Below are 17,396 nucleotides of genomic sequence, written 5' to 3'. Positions count from 1 at the left end.
CCATGGCCGGCGTCAACAAGCCCTACGCGTTCACTGGCTTGGACGATGCGGACTTCGTGACCCTGAAGCCGCAGGAGAAAGAGCCATTGATCGACGCAGTGGCGCCGACCGACTGGAGCATCGCACCCTTGGATTCTTTCGCAGCAATTCAGTGGAAACCGTTGTTCCAAACGGTGCAGATGGATGGTGCATCCGCATCAATGGACCGCCAGGCCCAACTGCTGACGGACGCCATGGCGCAGTTCGCTCCACCTGCCGCCATCGACGCCAGGGGCGTGGCGGCGGCGCAGGATGGGCCATGGAAGGTCGTTGCCGCGCATTGGCAGTGAACGGACTTGCGATGAGCAGAAAGCCTGGGGCTGGCCGGCCCCAGGCTTTTTTTTCGAGGGATGGCACCGGAGGGTTTGGCTCCGGCATCCGATCCGCCTGCGGCGTGGGCAACCACGGCGTTAGCGGCCCCGTACAGAGCAACGGGCTCACTTCAAATGCTATTGAAAATATAGCAAAAAAGGCAATTAAAACGGCGGCATGAGCGGGATTCCTTGGCTTTCTTACGACTCGGGTCACCGTCATGTGACCAGGGGGAACCGCGGCTTGATACCGCCATGCCTCCATGGCGAGGACCACTTGAAACTTGGAAAAAACTTGCTTCGCCGATGGAGTGGGCCAAGAGGGGGCGTCTCTCGGTCGCAAGCATGACAGGCTGGCGCTCAATGCCCCACATACCGCCCCGGCCGGTGGCTGATCCATAAAAACCCGCTCATCACCACCACCGCCAGCACCGAATACGCCACCCGCTCGATCGGCACGATCACCAGCGCCAGCAGCACCACGGTGCAGTCGATCGCCATCTGCACCTTGCCCGCGCGCACCCCGTAGCGCTGCTGCAGATACAGCGAGACGATGGTGGCGCCGCCCAGACTGGATTTGTGGCGCGCGAGGAACAGGCAGCCCGTGCCCAGCAGCAGCCCGCCCAGCACGGCGGCGAACAGCGGGTTCAGGTAGTCCACGTGCATGACGTGGGGAAACAGCTCCGTCAGCACCGACAGCAGCGCCACCGACAGGAACGTCTTGACGGTGAACTCCCGCCCCATGCGCGTCCAGGCGAACCAGTAGAACGGCAGGTTGATGGCAAAGAACAGCTTGCCGAACGAGATGTCGGTCACGTAGTGCAGCAAGAAGGCGATGCCCGCCGTGCTGCCGATGAGCAGCCCCGCCTGGCCGAACAGCATGAGCGCCATGGCCACGAACAGCGTGCCGGCGAAGAGCGCCTGCACGTCTTCGTAATGCCCGTGGCGCAGCGACCCCATGGGGTACAGCGGCGCGGAAGGCGGCGGCGCGGCCTCGGCCGGGGGCGCAGGGGGTGGCAAGGGGGCTTCGGGCATGGCAGGGCGGATGGTTGTCACAGGCTACTCCAACACCGGCAGGCCATGCAAACAACGCGCCAGCCCGCGCTGGCGGTGGTGCCAGCGCCGGGCTATCGCCCCTCGCGGATCTCCAGCGCGCTGCCGCTGCGCAGCACCCGGCCCTGGCCGTCGAAGTACACGGTGAAGATCATGGGCTGGTTACCGCCGTCGTTCCAGCGCCAGTCCCAGGCGGTTTCGCCCTTGCGCTCATAGGTCATGGCCTTCATGGGCTTGCCCAGGCGCCGGCGCACGTCGTCCATGGCCATGCCGGGCACGATCTGCTCGAAGTTGTGCGGCGCCAGCACCTGGCGCAGCGCGCTCATGCGGCCGTCGGGGCCGATGGTGATCATGTAGTTCTGGTGGCCGGCCGGCTGGCGGTTGTATTCGAGGGTGCGGGCACCGCCCGGCTCGTCCCACACGCGCTCGGGCTCGCCGAAGCGCGAGCGCACGTCGGCCTCGGTGGAGCTGCCCTCCTCCAGTTCGCTGATGCGTTGCGGATCGCAGCCGGCGAGCAGGGCCGCCAGGAGGCCGAGCGTGCAGGCCAGGCCGGTCGCGCGCAGCGCCCGGGCCGCCGGGGCGCTCCATCGGGGGGTGTTCATCGGGGGTCCTTTCCGGGGCAGTGTCGGGGTCCCGCACTGTAGCGCGCCGAGGCGGCGGCGCCCGGCCAAGGGCGGCGCCCGCTAAAATCGCCGCCTCCCTACAGTGACTGCACCACCGCCATGTCCTTCTTCCGCCGCCCCGACTACCAGTCCGACACCACCCAGTTCATCAACCAGCTCAAGACCGAGAAGCCCGAACTGGACGCGCAGCAGCAGGCCGGCCGTGCGCTGCTGTGGGACAAGCGCGTGGACCGCAGCCTCTGGGGCGAGTACGACGAAGCCAGCGTGCCGCAAAAGCCCTACGTCTACCAGACCCAGGGCTGAATCTCAGGCATCAAAATGCCATCCAGCGCAATAGCAACTAACGCTGGTAGCTATATTTTTAATAGCAAACGATGAGCACCGCCGCGGACAGGGCCTCCGCCCCCGCCCTGCCCGCCGGGGGTGCCGAGGGCGCCTCCCCCCAGGTCGTGGATGCGGTGGCGCTGGCGCGCCTGTATGGCGAGCCGCTGTTCGCCCTGCCGACCGACCTGTACATCCCGCCCGATGCGCTGGAGGTGTTCCTCGAAGCGTTCGAGGGGCCGCTCGATCTGCTGCTGTACCTCATCCGCAAGCAGAACTTCAACATCCTCGACATCCCCATGGTGGGCGTCACGCGCCAGTACCTGGTGTACGTGGACGAGATCCGCAGCCGCAACCTGGAGCTGGCGGCCGAGTACCTGCTGATGGCGGCCATGCTCATCGAGATCAAGTCGCGCATGCTGCTGCCGCCCAAGAAGCAGGAAGGCAGCGCCGAGCCCGAGGACCCGCGCGCCGAACTCGTGCGCCGCCTGCTCGAATACGAGCAGATCAAGCTGGCCGCGGCCGGCCTCTCGCGCATGCCGCAGTACGGGCGCGATTTCCTGCGGGCGCAGGTGCACATCGAGCAGAGCCTGCAGCCGCGCTTTCCCGACGTGCACGTGGCCGACCTGCAGGAGGCCTGGCGCGACATCCTGCGGCGCGCCAAGCTGGTGCAGCACCACCGCATCACGCGCGAGGAGCTGAGCGTGCGCGAATACATGAGCGCCGTACTCAAGACGCTGCAGGGCCGGCGCTTCGTGGAGTTCGAGGAACTGTTCGAGCCCGAAAAAGGCAGCACCGTGCTGGTGGTGACCTTCATCGCGCTGCTGGAGCTGGCCAAGGAAACCCTGATCGAGATCACCCAGGCCGAGGCGTTCGCGCCCATCTACGTGCGGCTGGCGTACACGCCGGTCTGAGCCGACGCCCTTCACCGCCACGGCCGGGCGCCCCGGCCCGAACGCCCCACACGCCCACACGCCCACACGCACCACCATGCCATCCCACGATTTCGACGTTCTCATCATCGGCAGCGGGCTGGCCGGGCTGTCGGCTGCGCTGCACCTGGCATCCACGCACCGCGTGGCGGTCATCACCAAGCGCGCGCTGCAGGACGGGGCCAGTGCCTGGGCGCAGGGCGGCATCGCCGCCGTGCTGGCCGAGGGCGACACCTACGAGGCCCACGTGCAGGACACCCTGGTGGCGGGCGCTGGGCTGTGCGACCTGGCCGCCACGCGCTTCGTGGTGGAGAACGCGCCCGAGGCCATCCACTGGCTGCAGGGCCTGGGCGTGCCGTTCTCGCAGGAGGACGGCGCCCTGCACCTCACACGCGAGGGCGGCCACGGCGCTCGCCGCATCGTGCACGCCACCGATGCCACCGGCGCCGCCGTGCAGCGCACCCTGATCGACACCGTGCGCGCCACGCCGGGCATCACGCTGTTCGAGCAGCACACGCTGGTGGACCTCATCACCCCGCACAAGCTGCGCCGCGGCGGGCCGCAGCGCTGCCTGGGGCTGTATGCGCTGGATGAAGGCACCGACGAGGTCGTGACCTTCCGCGCGCCGCAGACCATCCTGGCCACGGGCGGCGCGGGCAAGGTGTACCTGTACACCACCAACCCCGACACGGCCACGGGCGACGGCATCGCCGCGGCCTGGCGCGCGGGCTGCCGCGTGTCCAACCTGGAGTTCATCCAGTTCCACCCCACCTGCCTGTACCACCCGCACGCCAAGTCGTTCCTCATCACCGAAGCGGTGCGCGGCGAGGGCGGGCGGCTCTTGCTGCCCCCCTCGGCCGGCGGCACGCGCTTCATGCCGCAGCACGACCCGCGCGCCGAACTGGCCCCGCGCGACGTGGTGGCCCGCGCCATCGACTACGAGATGAAGCGCCACGGCCTGGACTGCGTGCACCTGGACATTTCGCACCAGAGCCCGGCGTTCATCCAGGAGCACTTTCCCAACATCCTCGCGCGCTGCGCCGAGCTGGGGCTGGACATCACGAAGGAGCCCATTCCCGTGGTGCCCGCCGCGCACTACACCTGCGGCGGCGTGCTCACCGACCTGGCCGGCCGCACCGACCTGCCCGGCCTGTTCGCCATCGGCGAGACCGCCTGCACCGGCCTGCACGGCGCCAACCGGCTGGCCAGCAATTCGCTGGTGGAGTGCATGGTCTTCGCGCGCGCGGCCGCCCAGGCCATCGCCGCCGCCAGCGCGGAAGCCGTGCCCGACGTGCCGCCATGGGACGACAGCCGCGTGACCGATGCCGACGAGTGCGTGGTCATCTCCCACAACTGGGACGAGCTGCGCCGCTTCATGTGGGACTACGTGGGCATCGTGCGCACCAACAAGCGCCTGGAGCGCGCGGCGCACCGCATCACGCTGCTGCAGGCCGAGATCGAGGAGTTCTACGCCCACTTCCACGTCACGCGCGACCTGCTGGAGCTGCGCAACCTGGTGCAGGTGGCCGAACTCATCGTGCGCTCGGCCCAGATGCGCCGCGAGAGCCGGGGCCTGCACTACAGCCGCGACTACCCCGAGCGGGCCGCCCCGGCCGCGCCCACCATCCTGGTCCCGCCGGTCCGCTGACCGCCTCACCGCAAGCTCTAACCGTTTTCTTCGCCCCTCCCGCCATGCAACGCACCCTGCTGAAATCCAAGATCCACCGCGCCACCGCCACGCACTGCGAGCTGCACTACGAAGGCTCCTGCGCGATCGACGAAGACCTGCTCGACGCCGCGAACATCGTGGAGAACGAGCAGGTGCACATCTGGAACATCGACAACGGCGAGCGCTTCGTCACCTATGCCATCAAGGGCCAGCGCGGCAGCGGCATGGTGTCGGTCAACGGCTCGGCGGCGCGCCGCGCCGCCGTGGGCGACCTGCTCATCATCGCCGCCTTCGCCCAGGTCGAGGAGGCCGAGGTGGCCGCGCACCAGCCGCAGCTCGTGTTCGTGGACGCCGCCAACCGCCAGGTGGAACTGCGCCACCACGTGCCCACGCAGGCCCTGTGAAAGGCCACCCACGATGAACCAGGACACCCTCGTCGCCCGCAGCCTGGCCAGCGTCTGGCACCCGTGCACGCAGATGAAGCGCCACGAGGCCGACCCGCCCGTGGCCATCGCCAGCGCCCGCGGCCCGTGGCTGCACGGCACCGATGGCCGGCGCTACCTGGACGGCATCAGCTCGTGGTGGGTCAACCTCTTCGGCCACAGCCACCCGCACATCCAGGCCGCGCTGGCCGACCAGCTCGCGCGGCTGGACCACGTGATGCTCGCGGGCTTCACGCACGCGCCGGTGGTGGAGCTGTCCGAGCGGCTGGGCGCGCTCACCGGGCTGGGCCACGCCTTCTACGGCAGCGACGGTGCCGCGGCCACCGAGATCGCCCTCAAGATGAGCGCGCACTGCTGGCGCAACGCCGGGCGGCCGGGCAAAAGCCGCTTCGTGGGCCTGGGCGGCGGCTACCACGGCGAGACCGTGGGCGCGCTGGCCGTGACCGACATCGCCCTGTTCCGCGAGGCCTACGCCCCGCTGGTGCGCCTGGCGGCCACCGTGCCCAGCCCCGATGCGCGCGGCGCACAGCCCGGCGAGAGCGCGCTGGATGCGGCCCGGCGCGCCGCCCAGGCGCTGGAGGCCTGGCTGGCCGAACACCACGAGAGCACCGCCGCGCTGATCGTCGAGCCCCTGGTGCAGTGCGCCGCCGGCATGGCGATGCACGATGCCGAATACCTGCGCCAGGCCCGCGCGCTGTGCGACCGCTACGGCGTGCACCTGGTGGTAGACGAGATCGCCACCGGCTTCGGCCGCACCGGCACGATGTTCGCGCACCAGCAGGCCGGCATCCGGCCCGATTTCATCTGCCTGTCCAAGGGCCTCACGGGCGGCACGCTGCCGCTGTCGGCCGTGCTCACCACCGAGGCCGTGTACGCCGCGTTCTACGACGACGACGTGGCCCGCGGCTTCCTGCATTCGCACTCCTACACCGGCAACCCGCTGGCCTGCCGCGCGGCGCTGGCCACGCTGGAGCTGTTCGACCAGCTCGACCCGCTCGCGGCCAATGCGGCGCTGGCCGGGCGCATCGACGCCGCCTGCGCGCCCATCACGCAGCACCCGCGCGTGCGCCATGCGCGCCGGCTGGGTATGGTGTGGGCGTGGGACGTGGAGACCTCCCTGCCCGATTTTTCCCGCCGCTACCACCGCCACGCCATGGCGCGCGGACTGGTGCTGCGCCCCATCGGCAAAACGCTCTACGCCATGCCGCCCTACGTGCTCGACGACGAGGCCGTGCAGCACCTGGGCGACGCCGCCTTCGCCGCACTGCAGGCCACCCTGGCCGAGGAGACCACCCCATGAACCCGACCCCGGCATTCGCCTGTTTCGTCACCGGCACCGACACCGGCGTGGGCAAGACGCTGGCCTCGGCCGGCCTGCTGCACGCGCTGGCGCACCACCACGCGCGCGTCGTGGGCATGAAGCCCATCGCCGCGGGCGCCGAATGGCACCATGGCCAGCTCGCCAACGAAGACGCCCTTGCCCTGCGCGCCGCCTCCACCATCGCGGTGCCCCCGGCGCTGGACAACCCCGTGCTGCTGCCCGACCCGCTCTCGCCCCACATCGCCGCCGAGCGCGCGGGCACGCGCATCGACATCGCGCACATCGTGCGCAGCTACGAAGCGCTGGCGGCGCAGGCCGATGCGGTCGTCGTCGAAGGCGCGGGCGGGTTCCACGTGCCGCTGTCGGACACCGAGACCGGCGCAGACCTCGCCCAGGCCCTGGGCCTGCCCGTGGTGCTGGTGGTGGGCCTGCGGCTGGGCTGCCTGAGCCACGCCGCGCTCACGGCCGATGCCGTGCGCGCGCGCGGCCTGCCGCTGGCCGGCTGGATCGCCAGCCGCATCGACCCGCACATGCGGGCGCCGCAAGAAAACCTCGACTGGCTCGCGCAGCGCCTGGGCGCCCCGCTGCTGGCCGACATTCCCTACCAGGCCGTGCCGGACGCCCGTGCGCTGCCCTTCGACCTTCCCGCCGCATGGACGACCCGATGAGCCCCCGCCCCGACGCCGCCTCCTGGATCGACGAGTTTCCGGCACGCATCGCCGCGCTCGACGCCGCCCACCTGCGCCGCCGGCGCCGCGCCGTGGTGCCGGCCGGCGGCGCGCACCTGCTGGTCGATGGCGCGCCCATGCTGGCTTTTTGCAGCAACGATTACCTGGGGCTGGCCGGCCACCCCGCGCTGGCCGAGGCCGCCTGCGCAGGCGCGCGCGAGTTCGGCGTGGGCTCGGGCGGCTCGCCGCTGGTGAGCGGCCACAGCGCGGCCAACGCGGCGCTGGAGGCCGACCTCGCCCGCTTCGTGGGCCTGCCGCGCGCGCTGTACTTCTACGCGGGCTACGCCACCAACGCCGGCATCGTGCCCGCGCTGGTGGGCGAGGGCGATGCGCTGTTTTCCGATGCGCTCAACCACGCCTGCCTGATCGACGGCGCCCGCCTGTCGCGCGCCCGCATCCACCGCTACCCGCATGCCGACCTGGCCGCGCTGGAGGCCGCGCTGGCCAGCAGCCCCGCGCGCCGCAAGCTGGTCATCACCGATGCCGTGTTCAGCATGGACGGCGATGTGGCCGACATTCCCGCGCTGCTGGCGCTGTGCGAGCGCCACGACGCGCTGCTGCTGCTGGACGACGCGCACGGCTTCGGCGTGCTCGGGCCGCAGGGGCGCGGCGCGCTGGCCGAGGCAGGCCTGGTCGGCGCGCAGGCCTCGCGGCGCGTGCTGTACATGGCCACGCTGGGCAAGGCCGCGGGCGTGGCCGGCGCCTTCGTCGCGGGCGACGACGCCTTGATCGAATGGCTGCTGCAAAAGACGCGCAGCTACATCTTCGCCACCGCCGCGCCGCCGCTGCTGGCGCGCGCGCTGCAGGCCAGCCTAGCGCTCATCGAGGCGGAGAATTCGCGCCGCGAGCACCTCGCGCGCCTCGTCCAGCGCCTGCGGGGCGGCCTCGCGCCGCGGCTGCAGGGCACGCACTGGCAGCTGGGCGAGTCGCGCACCGCCGTGCAGGCCGTGGTGATCGGCGCCAACGACGAGGCCCTGGCCGCCATGGAAGGCCTGCGCCAGCGCGGCCTGTGGGTGCCCGCCATCCGCCCGCCCACCGTGCCCGAGGGCACGGCGCGCCTGCGCATCGCCCTGTCGGCCGCGCACACCGAGGCCGACGTGGACCGCCTGCTGCAGGCGCTGGACGAGCTGGCGCCCGCCGCCGTGGAGGCCCTGGCATGACCTACAGCGTCAAGGAAATCTTCTACACCCTGCAGGGCGAGGGCGGCCAGGCCGGCACGCCCGCCGTGTTCTGCCGCTTCGCGGGCTGCAACCTCTGGAGTGGCCGTGAGGAAGACCGCGCCAGCGCCGTCTGCCGCTTCTGCGACACCGACTTCGTGGGCACCGACGGCACCCTGGGCGGCAAGTTCGCCACCGCCGAGGCGCTGGCCGACGTGATCGCCGCGCAGTGGCCCGCGCACGATGCCGCGCACCGCCTGGTGGTGCTGACCGGCGGCGAGCCGCTGCTGCAGGTGGACACCGCCTTCATCGACGCCCTGCACGCGCGGCGCTTTCGCATCGCCGTGGAGAGCAACGGCACCGTCGCCGCGCCGCCCGGCATCGACTGGCTGTGCATCAGCCCCAAGGCCGGCGCGCCCTGGGTGCAGCGCAGCGGGCAGGAACTCAAGCTGGTGTGGCCCCAGCCCGGCTTTGACCTCGCCGCGCTGGAGTCGCAGACGCAGTTCACGCACCGCTTCCTGCAGCCCATGGACGGCCCGGAGCAGGCCGCCAACACCGAGCGCTGCATCGCCGCCTGCCTCGACCACCCCGCGTGGCGCCTGAGCCTGCAGACCCACAAGCTCACCGGCATCCGCTGAGCCCCTTTCCCCGTACCGTTTTTACGCCCCGTTCCCGCCCGTTCGCCGACCATGCAGTTCACCGTCCACCAGCGCTTTTTCTTCGATGCCGCGCACACCTTGCAGCGCGAGATCGAGGCCGAGGGCAGCCGCCGCATCCACGGCCACACCTACCACGCGGAGGTGGCCGTCACCGGCCCGCGCGATCCCGCCACCGGCATGGTCATCGACCTGGGCCACCTGCGCCAGCGCCTGGCCACCGTGCGCGAGCAGCTCGACCACCATTGGCTGGACGAGGTGCCCGGCCTGGGCACGCCCACGCTGGAAAACCTGTGCCACTTCATCGCTCAGGCGCTCGATGGCATGCAGCCGCCCGCCAGCCGCGTGCGCGTGTGGCGCGAGGCGCTGGGCGACGGCTGCGTGCTGGACCTGACGCCGCCCGGCCCGGTGCCGGGCTGAGCCCATCCGCCCCCTTCCCCTTCCCCTTCCCCTTCCCCTTCCCCGTCTTTCATCCCACCCCGCAGGAGAACCGCCATGCCCCACCTCGTCATCGAATACAGCCAGAACCTGGCCGGTCTGCCCGAAGCCCAGATGCTGGCGGAACTGAACCAGTCCCTCACCGCGAGCCCCGAGATCCAGAACGAGGCGGACCTCAAATCCCGCTTCCTGCGCACCGACCGCTTCGAGATCGGCACCGCCCCCGCCGACCGCGCGTTCGTACATGCGCAGCTGCGCCTGCTGTCCGGCCGCTCGCCCGAGACCAAGCAGGGCCTCGCCGGCCGCGTGGCCGACGTGCTGCGCCGGCTCACGCCCCGGCCCGAGGGCGTGATGGTGCAGCTCAGCGTGGAGATCGTGGACATGGACCGCGGGTCCTACGTGAAAGAGCGGCTTTGAGCCCCACAGGGCTCCAGCGCAATCAGTACTAGGGCATACCGCTACAAAATCAGTAGCAAAAACCAGAACCGGGGGCCTTCGGCCCCGCCGGCTTCAGGCCTGCAGCGTGGCGTCCAGCCAGCCCCGCAGGCTGTTCACGAACGCCCAGGCCCGCACCTGTGGCACCTCCTCCACGCGCAGCACGGCCTCGGTCACCCGGCCTTCGCGCAGGGCCACCGCGCGGCCCACGCCGGGCAGCAGGCCGCAGGACAGCGGGGGCGTGACCCACCGGCCGTCGGCCCGCAGCGCCGCGATGCAGCCGCGCGTGCATTCGGTGATCTCGCCGGCCTCGTTCCACAGCAGCGTGTCGAACACGCCCTCGGCCTCGGGCGTGAAGGCGTCGTAGTGGGCCCGGCGCGTGGTCTTGTGGCGCACGAATTCGCCGTGCGCGCCTTCCAGCGGGCGCTTGGCCAGTTGCAGGCGCACCGGCACGGCGGTGGGAGCCATCGCCCAGGCCTCGGCGCGCGGGTGGCCCGTCGCATCGAGCAGCAGGCGCGCGCGCCACAGCCCGGTAGGGTTGGCTGCGGCCAGCGCATCCAGGCAAGCCTGCACGCGCGCCGCGTCGAAGGCGTGGCCGAAGTGCGCGGCCGAGGCGGCCAGCCGCGCCACGTGGTCGGCGCGGTGGCGCAGCACGCCCTCCTCCAGCGCCAGGGTTTCCAGCAGGTCGAACGGGGCGCTGGCGCGCTGCAGGAAGGCGCTCTTGTGCTGCCACTCCCACCACTCCGCCGCGGCCTGGGCGCCGGAGGTGATGCCGCTGCCGATGCCGCACCGCGCGTCGCGGCCGCGCAGCGTCACGGTGCGGATGGGCACGTTGAAGGTGGCGGCCACGGCGCCCTCACCGTCCGGCCGCACGATGCCCACCGCGCCGCAGTACACGCCGCGCGGCGCGGGCTCCAGCGCGTGGATGGCCTGCATCGCCCGCACCTTGGGCGCCCCGGTGATGGAGCCGCACGGGAACAGCGCGGCGAACACGTCGGCCAGCGTGGTGCCGGCGCGGGTGCGGGCCTCGACGTCGGACGTCATCTGCCACACGGCCGGCAGCGCCTCGGTGTGGAACAGCGCGGGCACGCGCACGCTGTGCGGCTCGGCGATGCGCGAGAGGTCGTTGCGCAGCAGGTCCACGATCATCACGTTCTCGGCGCGCTCCTTGGGCGAGGCGCGCAGCGCGGCGGCCTGCGCAGCGTCGTCCTCGGCCGTGGCGCCGCGCGGTGCCGTGCCTTTCATGGGCCGCGCCAGCAGCGAGCCCCCGCGCCAGTCGAAGAACAGCTCGGGCGAGACCGACAGGATCTGCTCGTCGCCGCCGTCGATGCACGCGGCATAGCCGCCCGGCTGGGCGCGCTGCAGCGCGGCGAACAGCGGCAGCGCCGCCTGCGCCCCGCCCACCGGCGACACGGTGCCCCGGATCGGCGCGGTGTAGTTGACCTGGTAGAACTCGCCGGCCGCGATGGCCTGGTGAAGGTGCGCCAGGGCGGCCTCGAACGCGGCGCGCTGCGGGCGGGTGTGCCAGTCCACCGTGGGCGCTCCCGCGCCGCCACCATCGCCATCCCCGGAGGAAACTGGGGGATCGGGCCAGGGCAAGGCCCGGTCGAACACGGCGAACCACGCCAGGGGCCCGTCGGCCGGATGCGTGCGCAGCGCGGCGTCGAACGCGCCGGCCGCCTCGTAGCGCAGGTAGCCCAGGCACCAGGCCCCGGCGCGCGCCTCGGCCTCGGCCGCGTCCAGCACGGCGCGCACCTCGTGCGGCGCCTGGGCCACCAGCGTGCGGCGCGGCGTGCCGAACGCATGGCGCAGGCGCGGCCCGGCCGGATGGCGCGGGTCGGAGAAGTCGATCCTGAAATTCACGTCAAAACAGGCCCATGCCCTAGAAAATCATGCCTAGATTGCTATTCAATTAATAGCAAATCGATGCCATGCCGGTGCGCGTCATGCCGCGCCGATGTGGGGCACCAGCGCGCCCAGGGGCTGCCCGCCCTTGAGCGCGGCGGTGAAGGCCAGCATGCGGTCGATGGGCTGGCGCGCGCGCGGGATGAGCGCCGGGTCCACGTGGATGGCGTTGGCGCCGGTTTCCAGCACGCGGGCCACGTCGGCCAGGCCGTTCATGGCCATCCAGGGGCAGTGCGCGCAGCTCTTGCAGGTGGCGCTGTTGCCGGCCGTGGGGGCCTCGTGGAAGGTCTTGCCAGGGTTGAGCGCGCGCAGCTTGTGCATCATTCCGTTGTCGGTCGCCACGATGAATTCGCGCGCATCCATCTCGCGCGCGGCCTTCAGGATGGCGGAGGTCGAGCCCACGGCATCGGCCAGCGCCACCACGTCGGCGGGGCTCTCGGGGTGCACAAGCACCTTCGCCTGCGGGTGCGCCGCCTTCAGCGCCTGCAGCTCCTCGGCCTTGAACTCGTCGTGCACGATGCAGGCGCCGTTCCAGAACAGCATGTCCGCGCCGGTCTGCTGCTGGATGTAGGCACCCAGGTGCCGGTCAGGCGCCCACAGGATCTTGTGGCCCGCCGCCTTGAGCGCGCCCACGATCTCCAGCGCGCAGCTGGAGGTGACGAGCCAGTCGGCGCGCGCCTTCACCGCCGCGCTGGTGTTGGCGTAGACGACCACGGTGCGGTCCGGGTGCACATCGCAGAACGCGCTGAACGCATCGGCGGGGCAGCCCAGGTCGAGCGAGCAGGTGGCATCCAGGTCGGGCATGAGCACGGTCTTCTCGGGCGACAGGATCTTGGCCGTCTCGCCCATGAAGCGCACGCCCGAGACCACCAGCGTCTGCGCGGCATGGTCGCGGCCGAAGCGCGCCATCTCCAGCGAATCGCTGACCAGCCCGCCGGTTTCCTCGGCCAGGTCCTGCAGGTCCGGGTGCACGTAGTAGTGCGACACCATGACGGCGTTCTTCTCGCGCAGCAGCCGCCGGATGCGGTCCTTGAGCGCGGCGCGTTCGGTGGGCGAGGGCTCGGCGGGCACGCGGGCCCAAGCGAACTTCGTGGAGCAGACGGCGCCGTCTTCGGGCTGCTCGTACTCCACGTCCTTGATGGCGGTGGGGGTCGTCATGGGGTGGGTCTTTCGGCCGCGGCGGCAGGGCGCGGCGCCAACACGTTATCTCAGGTCCGGAGGATGGCCGGATCGGCTAGGCAATGTCCTGCATGCGCATCGAGAAATCGATGGCCTTCACGTCCTTGGTCAGCGTGCCGATGGAGATGCGGTCCACGCCGGTCTCGGCCAGGGCGCGCAGGCCTTCGAGCGTCACACCGCCGGAGATCTCCAGGATGGCGCGACCGGCGGTCAGGCGCACGGCATCGTGCAGCATTGCCAGCGGCATGTTGTCCAGCAGCAGCATCGTCGCGCCGGCATCCAGCGCCTCCTGCAGCTGCTCCAGCGTCTCGACCTCGATCTCCACGAAGGCCGCCTGCGCGGCCACGGCCTGCGCGGCGCGCAGCACGGCCGCCACGCCACCGGCGGCGGCGATGTGGTTTTCCTTGATGAGCACCGCGTCGTGCAGGCCGATGCGGTGGTTGGTGCCGCCGCCCGTGCGCACGGCGTATTTCTGCGCCAGCCGCAGGCCGGGCAGGGTCTTGCGCGTATCGACGATCTGCGCCCGCGTGCCGCGCACGGCGTCCACGTAGGTCGCCGTCTTGGTCGCCACGGCCGACAGCAACTGCAGGAAGTTCAGCGCCGTGCGCTCGGCGCTCAGCAGTGCGCGGGCACTGCCCTGCACCTCCAGCACCACCTGGTCGGGCGCGCAGCGCTCGCCTTCCTGCACGTGCCAGGTGATGCGCGCGGCCGGGTCCAGGGCCCGCACGGCCGCCTCGGCCCAGGGGCCACCGCAGATCACCGCGCTTTCGCGGGCCAGCACGCGGGCGCGCACGCGGCGCGCCGGATCGATCAGGCCGGCGGTGAGGTCGCCGGCGCCCACGTCCTCGCGCAGCGCGCGGGCAACGTCGTCCTGGGCCAGCGATGCGATGCCGCCGTCCAGGGAAAGGGGGGATTTCGTCATGGGCGGCAAGCATAGCGGCATCGCATAGACTCGCCGCACTTTCGGCCCGGCTCTGCCCATTCCCATGAACACTGCCATCCCCAACGCCTCCGCCTCGTCCGCGACGCCCTACGGCACGCTGCCGCCCGCCTCCCCCCTGCCCGAGCGCCGGCCGGTCAGCCTGCCGCGCCTGCAGCAGATGCGCGAGGCCGGCGAAAAGATCACCATGCTGACCGCCTACGACGCCACCTTCGCCGCCATGGCGGACGCGGCGGGCGTGGAATGCATCCTGGTCGGCGACTCGCTTGGCATGGTCTGCCAGGGCCTGCCCAGCACCGTGGGCGTATCGCTGGACACCATGGCCTACCACACGGCCAGCGTGGCGCGCGGCCTGCACCGCGTGCAGGGCACGGCGTGGCTGATCGCCGATTTGCCCTTCGGCACCTACGCCGAAAGCCGCGAACAGGCCCTGCGCAGCGCCTGCACGCTGATGCAGGCCGGCGCGCACATGGTCAAGCTCGAAGGCGGCGGGTGGACGGCGCCGACGGTGGAGTTCCTGGTGCAGCGCGGCGTGCCCGTGTGCGCCCACCTGGGCCTCACGCCGCAGACGGTGCACGCCCTGGGCGGCTACCGCGTGCAGGGCAAGGGCGACCTGGCCGCGCGCACCCTGCGCCAGCAGGCGTCCGAGCTGCAGAACGCGGGCGCCACCATGGTGGTGCTGGAGATGGTGCCCGCCGCGCTGGCCCGCGAGCTCACGGCCGAGTTGCCCCACTGCCACACCATCGGCATCGGGGCCGGCAGCGGCACCGCCGGCCAGGTGCTGGTGCTGCACGACATGCTGGGCATCCACCTGGCCAAGATGCCGCGCTTCGTGCACGACTTCATGCAGGAGGCGGGCAGCGTGCGCGGCGCGATGCAGGCCTATGTGCAGGCCGTCAAGGCCGGGCGCTTTCCGGACGACGCCCTGCACGCCTGGTAGGGCGGCCCGCGCCCGGGCCGCCCCTTCGGCCCGTCCCTTCTTCCTTTTCCTGCAGCCCTCTTTTTTCCGATCGGGATGACCCATGCTCATCGCACACACCGTGGCCGACCTGCGCCAGGCCCTCGCGGGCCGGGGCCGGCCCGCTTTCGTCCCCACCATGGGCAACCTGCACGCCGGCCACATTTCACTGGTGGAGCAGGCCCGGCCGCTGGGCGACGTGACCGTTGCCAGCATCTTCGTGAACCGCCTGCAGTTCCTGCCCCACGAGGATTTCGACAGCTACCCGCGCACCTGGGACGCCGACTGCGCCCAGCTGCGCCAGGCCGGCTGCGACGTGCTCTTCGCGCCGCGCGAGGCCGACCTGTACCCCGAGCCGCAGACCTTCAAGGTGCATCCCGACCCCGCGCTGGCCGACATCCTGGAGGGACACTTTCGCCCCGGGTTCTTCGTCGGCGTGTGCACGGTGGTGATGAAGCTCTTCGCCTGCGTGCTGGGCGCGAGCGGCGGCACGGCCGTGTTCGGCAAGAAGGACTACCAGCAGCTCATGGTGATCCGGCAGATGGTGCGGCAGTTCGCGCTGCCGGTGGACGTGGTGGCGGGGGAAACGCGGCGCGCGGACGATGGCCTGGCCCTCAGCTCGCGCAACGGCTATCTCGGGGCGCAGGAGCGGTCGCGCGCCATGCAGCTGGCCCAGGCCCTGCGCGCGCTGGCGGACGGCTTTCTCGCGGGCGGGGGCGATGCCGGCGAGCGGGAGCGCCAGGCCCTGGAAGCGCTGCGCCGCCAGGGCTGGGCACCGGACTACCTCACCGTGCGGCGCCGCCACGACCTGCAGCCGCCCGAGGCCGGCGGCCCGGCCGGCGCGGGCACGCTGGTGGCCCTGGGCGCGGCTCGGCTGGGCAACACGCGCCTGATCGACAACCTGGAATTCTGAAGGGCGCACCGCACCGGGCGGTGCATCGCGGCGAAGGCGAGCGGCTCGGCCTCTCCTGCACCGCCGGTAGGCTCGGGACTACGCGCGCAGGTGCCCACGCCGCACAGGGGTGCCCAGGGGTGGCCTTTAAGGTTGATCCATCGACCAACCACTCTTCAGGAGAACTTCCATGCCTGTCATCCTCTGGCTTCTCGGCGTCCCACTGTCCCTCGTGCTGCTGCTCATGCTCTTCGGCGTGCTCTGAGCATCAACCCCCGCAACGGGCAAAGAAGCCCGGTGGCAGAGCTTTCAAAGGCCCTTCAAGGCCGCGAGAGTTCCGCCACCGGGCTTCTGCCCATGAGCAGCGCCACCGCATCGCGCGGCGTTCTCTGCCCGTCCAGCAACGCCACCACCGCCTCGGTGATCGGCATGTCCACCTGCAGATAGCGCGCACGCGCCAGCACCGTCCGGGCGCTGTAGACGCCTTCGGCCACATGGCCGAGCGAATCCACCGCCTGGGCCAGCGTCAACCCCTGTGCCAGGGCCTGGCCCACACGCCGGTTGCGCGACAGGTCGCCGGTCGCGGTCAGCACCAGGTCGCCCAGTCCTGACAATCCCATGAACGTATCGGGCCGCGCACCCAGCGCCAGCCCCAGCCGCGTCATCTCTGCCAGGCCGCGCGTGATGAGGGCGGCTCGGGCGTTGAGCCCCAGGTCGAGCCCGTCGCACAGCCCCGTCGCGATGGCCAGCACGTTCTTCACCGCACCGCCCACCTCGACGCCGACGATGTCGTCATTGGCGTACACCCGAAGCGTGGGGCCATGGAACGCGTCCACCAGCAGATCGCGCACGGTGGCGTGCGGGCTGGCCGCCACCAGCGCCGTCGGCTGTCCACGGGCGGCCTCCTGCGCAAAGCTGGGGCCGCTCAACACTCCGCTGCGCAAGCCGGGGGCGACCTGCGCGCACACCTCGTGCCCCATGAGGCCCACGGCGCTGCCGCCCGATGGGGCGGCTTCGAACCCTTTGCACAGCCAGGCCACCGGCACGTCCACGGCGCTCAGCACCTGGAGCATGCCGCGCAGCGCGGACATGGGCGTCGCGACCACGACCAGATCGGCGCTGGAGGCCAGCGACAACGGGTCGCCCGCGCTCAGCACCAGGGAAGAAGGGAGTTCGATGTCCGGCAGATACCGGGCGTTCTGCCGTGCGGCCTGCATGCCGGCCACCTGCTGCGCGTCGCGCGCCCACAGGGTCACGGCATGCGCCGATGGGTGCGCTGCCGCGCTGACGGCCATGGCCGTGCCCCAGGCCCCGGCCCCCAAGACGACGATGTTCATTCGTTCGTGTGCCCGAGGTTCACGCGGGAGGCGCAAAGGCCTCCCGGCGCTGCACGCGG

Annotated in this window: 19 protein-coding genes; 13 read left to right on the top strand and 6 right to left on the bottom strand. The window is 71.3% G+C overall.

The features are described from left to right. Window positions 1-329 (top strand): hypothetical protein (locus tag AVMA1855_RS21365; protein ID WP_284427240.1); only part of this gene is annotated, 329 nt, incomplete at its 5' end. Between the two features lie 381 nt (window positions 330-710). On the opposite strand, the gene AVMA1855_RS21360 is transcribed toward AVMA1855_RS21365, so the two are convergent. Both AVMA1855_RS21360 and AVMA1855_RS21355 read right to left on the bottom strand, forming a co-directional pair. After that, window positions 711-1,385, bottom strand: coding sequence for a YitT family protein (locus AVMA1855_RS21360; RefSeq protein ID WP_372588228.1), 675 nt, complete (start codon window positions 1,383-1,385; stop codon window positions 711-713). Window positions 1,386-1,477: 92 nt separating this feature from the next. After that, a complete protein-coding gene (locus AVMA1855_RS21355) occupies window positions 1,478-2,005 on the bottom strand; it encodes an outer membrane protein assembly factor BamE (RefSeq protein ID WP_284427239.1) in 528 nt (175 codons plus the stop codon). 120 nt (window positions 2,006-2,125) lie between these two features. On the opposite strand from AVMA1855_RS21355, the gene AVMA1855_RS21350 reads away from it, so the two are divergent. The 10 genes from AVMA1855_RS21350 to AVMA1855_RS21305 all read left to right on the top strand — a co-directional run bounded on the left by AVMA1855_RS21350 (window position 2,126) and on the right by AVMA1855_RS21305 (window position 10,108). Continuing rightward, the gene (locus AVMA1855_RS21350) at window positions 2,126-2,329 is read left to right on the top strand and encodes a DUF3460 family protein (RefSeq protein ID WP_272564986.1); all 204 of its coding nucleotides are present in this window, start codon (window positions 2,126-2,128) and stop codon (window positions 2,327-2,329) included. Between the two features lie 71 nt (window positions 2,330-2,400). Beyond that, window positions 2,401-3,261, top strand: coding sequence for a segregation and condensation protein A (locus AVMA1855_RS21345; RefSeq protein WP_272564987.1), 861 nt, complete (start codon window positions 2,401-2,403; stop codon window positions 3,259-3,261). 76 nt (window positions 3,262-3,337) lie between these two features. Beyond that, complete coding sequence (nadB, locus tag AVMA1855_RS21340; protein WP_284427238.1) at window positions 3,338-4,927, top strand: L-aspartate oxidase; 1,590 nt, start codon at window positions 3,338-3,340, stop codon at window positions 4,925-4,927. A 44-nt stretch (window positions 4,928-4,971) separates the two neighbouring features. After that, complete coding sequence (panD, locus tag AVMA1855_RS21335; RefSeq protein WP_272564989.1) at window positions 4,972-5,352, top strand: aspartate 1-decarboxylase; 381 nt, start codon at window positions 4,972-4,974, stop codon at window positions 5,350-5,352. 13 nt (window positions 5,353-5,365) lie between these two features. Then, a complete protein-coding gene (bioA, locus tag AVMA1855_RS21330) occupies window positions 5,366-6,691 on the top strand; it encodes an adenosylmethionine--8-amino-7-oxononanoate transaminase (protein WP_284427237.1) in 1,326 nt (441 codons plus the stop codon). After that, window positions 6,688-7,380 carry a dethiobiotin synthase gene (bioD, locus tag AVMA1855_RS21325; RefSeq protein WP_284427236.1) on the top strand — a complete coding sequence of 231 codons (693 nt, stop codon included), beginning with the start codon at window positions 6,688-6,690 and terminating at the stop codon, window positions 7,378-7,380. The genes bioA and bioD overlap by 4 nt, the downstream gene beginning before the upstream one ends. Further along, window positions 7,377-8,600, top strand: coding sequence for an 8-amino-7-oxononanoate synthase (gene bioF, locus AVMA1855_RS21320; protein ID WP_284427235.1), 1,224 nt, complete (start codon window positions 7,377-7,379; stop codon window positions 8,598-8,600). Before bioD ends, bioF begins: the two co-directional genes overlap by 4 nt. After that, window positions 8,597-9,235, top strand: coding sequence for a 7-carboxy-7-deazaguanine synthase (gene queE / locus AVMA1855_RS21315; protein WP_284427234.1), 639 nt, complete (start codon window positions 8,597-8,599; stop codon window positions 9,233-9,235). Before bioF ends, queE begins: the two co-directional genes overlap by 4 nt. Before the next feature lie 51 nt (window positions 9,236-9,286). Next, on the top strand, window positions 9,287-9,673 hold the full coding sequence (locus AVMA1855_RS21310) for a 6-carboxytetrahydropterin synthase (RefSeq protein ID WP_284427233.1): 387 nt from the start codon (window positions 9,287-9,289) through the stop codon (window positions 9,671-9,673). A 75-nt stretch (window positions 9,674-9,748) separates the two neighbouring features. Continuing rightward, on the top strand, window positions 9,749-10,108 hold the full coding sequence (locus AVMA1855_RS21305; RefSeq protein WP_284427232.1) for a 5-carboxymethyl-2-hydroxymuconate Delta-isomerase: 360 nt from the start codon (window positions 9,749-9,751) through the stop codon (window positions 10,106-10,108). Window positions 10,109-10,201: 93 nt separating this feature from the next. Here AVMA1855_RS21305 and pabB read toward each other — a convergent pair whose 3' ends face one another. The 3 genes from pabB to nadC form a co-directional block, all read right to left on the bottom strand. Beyond that, window positions 10,202-11,989: an aminodeoxychorismate synthase component I gene (gene pabB / locus AVMA1855_RS21300; RefSeq protein ID WP_284427231.1), complete on the bottom strand. Its 1,788-nt coding sequence runs from the start codon at window positions 11,987-11,989 to the stop codon at window positions 10,202-10,204. An 81-nt stretch (window positions 11,990-12,070) separates the two neighbouring features. Then, window positions 12,071-13,189: a quinolinate synthase NadA gene (gene nadA / locus AVMA1855_RS21295; protein WP_284427230.1), complete on the bottom strand. Its 1,119-nt coding sequence runs from the start codon at window positions 13,187-13,189 to the stop codon at window positions 12,071-12,073. 76 nt (window positions 13,190-13,265) lie between these two features. Further along, the gene (gene nadC, locus AVMA1855_RS21290) at window positions 13,266-14,132 is read right to left on the bottom strand and encodes a carboxylating nicotinate-nucleotide diphosphorylase (protein WP_284427229.1); all 867 of its coding nucleotides are present in this window, start codon (window positions 14,130-14,132) and stop codon (window positions 13,266-13,268) included. Between the two features lie 64 nt (window positions 14,133-14,196). Between nadC and panB the strand changes: the two genes are divergently transcribed. Together panB and panC are read left to right on the top strand one after the other, a co-directional pair. After that, window positions 14,197-15,090 carry a 3-methyl-2-oxobutanoate hydroxymethyltransferase gene (gene panB / locus AVMA1855_RS21285; protein WP_284427228.1) on the top strand — a complete coding sequence of 298 codons (894 nt, stop codon included), beginning with the start codon at window positions 14,197-14,199 and terminating at the stop codon, window positions 15,088-15,090. Window positions 15,091-15,172: 82 nt separating this feature from the next. Next, window positions 15,173-16,021: a pantoate--beta-alanine ligase gene (gene panC / locus AVMA1855_RS21280; protein WP_284427227.1), complete on the top strand. Its 849-nt coding sequence runs from the start codon at window positions 15,173-15,175 to the stop codon at window positions 16,019-16,021. Window positions 16,022-16,320: 299 nt separating this feature from the next. Here panC and AVMA1855_RS21275 read toward each other — a convergent pair whose 3' ends face one another. Further along, entirely contained in the window at window positions 16,321-17,337 is a 1,017-nt protein-coding gene (locus AVMA1855_RS21275) for an NAD(P)H-dependent glycerol-3-phosphate dehydrogenase (protein WP_284427226.1), read from the bottom strand. Between the last annotated feature and the right edge of the window lie 59 nt (window positions 17,338-17,396).

This window comes from Acidovorax sp. SUPP1855 (assembly GCF_030158955.1).
In the GTDB taxonomy this organism is placed as follows: Bacteria; Pseudomonadota; Gammaproteobacteria; order Burkholderiales; family Burkholderiaceae_C; genus Paracidovorax.
This window is presented reverse-complemented; position numbering and strand designations above follow the sequence as displayed.

Excerpts from the sequence above, each read along its gene's own strand:
- AVMA1855_RS21350 (WP_272564986.1), top strand. The coding sequence starts at position 2,126 with ATGTCCTTCTTCCGCCGCCCCGACTACCAGTCCGACACCACCCAGTTC.
- nadB (WP_284427238.1), top strand. The coding sequence starts at position 3,338 with ATGCCATCCCACGATTTCGACGTTCTCATCATCGGCAGCGGGCTGGCC.
- AVMA1855_RS21355 (WP_284427239.1), bottom strand. The coding sequence starts at position 2,005 with ATGAACACCCCCCGATGGAGCGCCCCGGCGGCCCGGGCGCTGCGCGCG.
- AVMA1855_RS21305 (WP_284427232.1), top strand. The coding sequence starts at position 9,749 with ATGCCCCACCTCGTCATCGAATACAGCCAGAACCTGGCCGGTCTGCCC.
- nadA (WP_284427230.1), bottom strand. The coding sequence starts at position 13,189 with ATGACGACCCCCACCGCCATCAAGGACGTGGAGTACGAGCAGCCCGAA.
- AVMA1855_RS21275 (WP_284427226.1), bottom strand. The coding sequence starts at position 17,337 with ATGAACATCGTCGTCTTGGGGGCCGGGGCCTGGGGCACGGCCATGGCC.
- panD (WP_272564989.1), top strand. The coding sequence starts at position 4,972 with ATGCAACGCACCCTGCTGAAATCCAAGATCCACCGCGCCACCGCCACG.
- queE (WP_284427234.1), top strand. The coding sequence starts at position 8,597 with ATGACCTACAGCGTCAAGGAAATCTTCTACACCCTGCAGGGCGAGGGC.
- AVMA1855_RS21310 (WP_284427233.1), top strand. The coding sequence starts at position 9,287 with ATGCAGTTCACCGTCCACCAGCGCTTTTTCTTCGATGCCGCGCACACC.
- panB (WP_284427228.1), top strand. The coding sequence starts at position 14,197 with ATGAACACTGCCATCCCCAACGCCTCCGCCTCGTCCGCGACGCCCTAC.
- panC (WP_284427227.1), top strand. The coding sequence starts at position 15,173 with ATGCTCATCGCACACACCGTGGCCGACCTGCGCCAGGCCCTCGCGGGC.
- bioA (WP_284427237.1), top strand. The coding sequence starts at position 5,366 with ATGAACCAGGACACCCTCGTCGCCCGCAGCCTGGCCAGCGTCTGGCAC.
- AVMA1855_RS21345 (WP_272564987.1), top strand. The coding sequence starts at position 2,401 with ATGAGCACCGCCGCGGACAGGGCCTCCGCCCCCGCCCTGCCCGCCGGG.
- nadC (WP_284427229.1), bottom strand. The coding sequence starts at position 14,132 with ATGACGAAATCCCCCCTTTCCCTGGACGGCGGCATCGCATCGCTGGCC.
- bioD (WP_284427236.1), top strand. The coding sequence starts at position 6,688 with ATGAACCCGACCCCGGCATTCGCCTGTTTCGTCACCGGCACCGACACC.
- AVMA1855_RS21360 (WP_372588228.1), bottom strand. The coding sequence starts at position 1,385 with ATGCCCGAAGCCCCCTTGCCACCCCCTGCGCCCCCGGCCGAGGCCGCG.
- bioF (WP_284427235.1), top strand. The coding sequence starts at position 7,377 with ATGAGCCCCCGCCCCGACGCCGCCTCCTGGATCGACGAGTTTCCGGCA.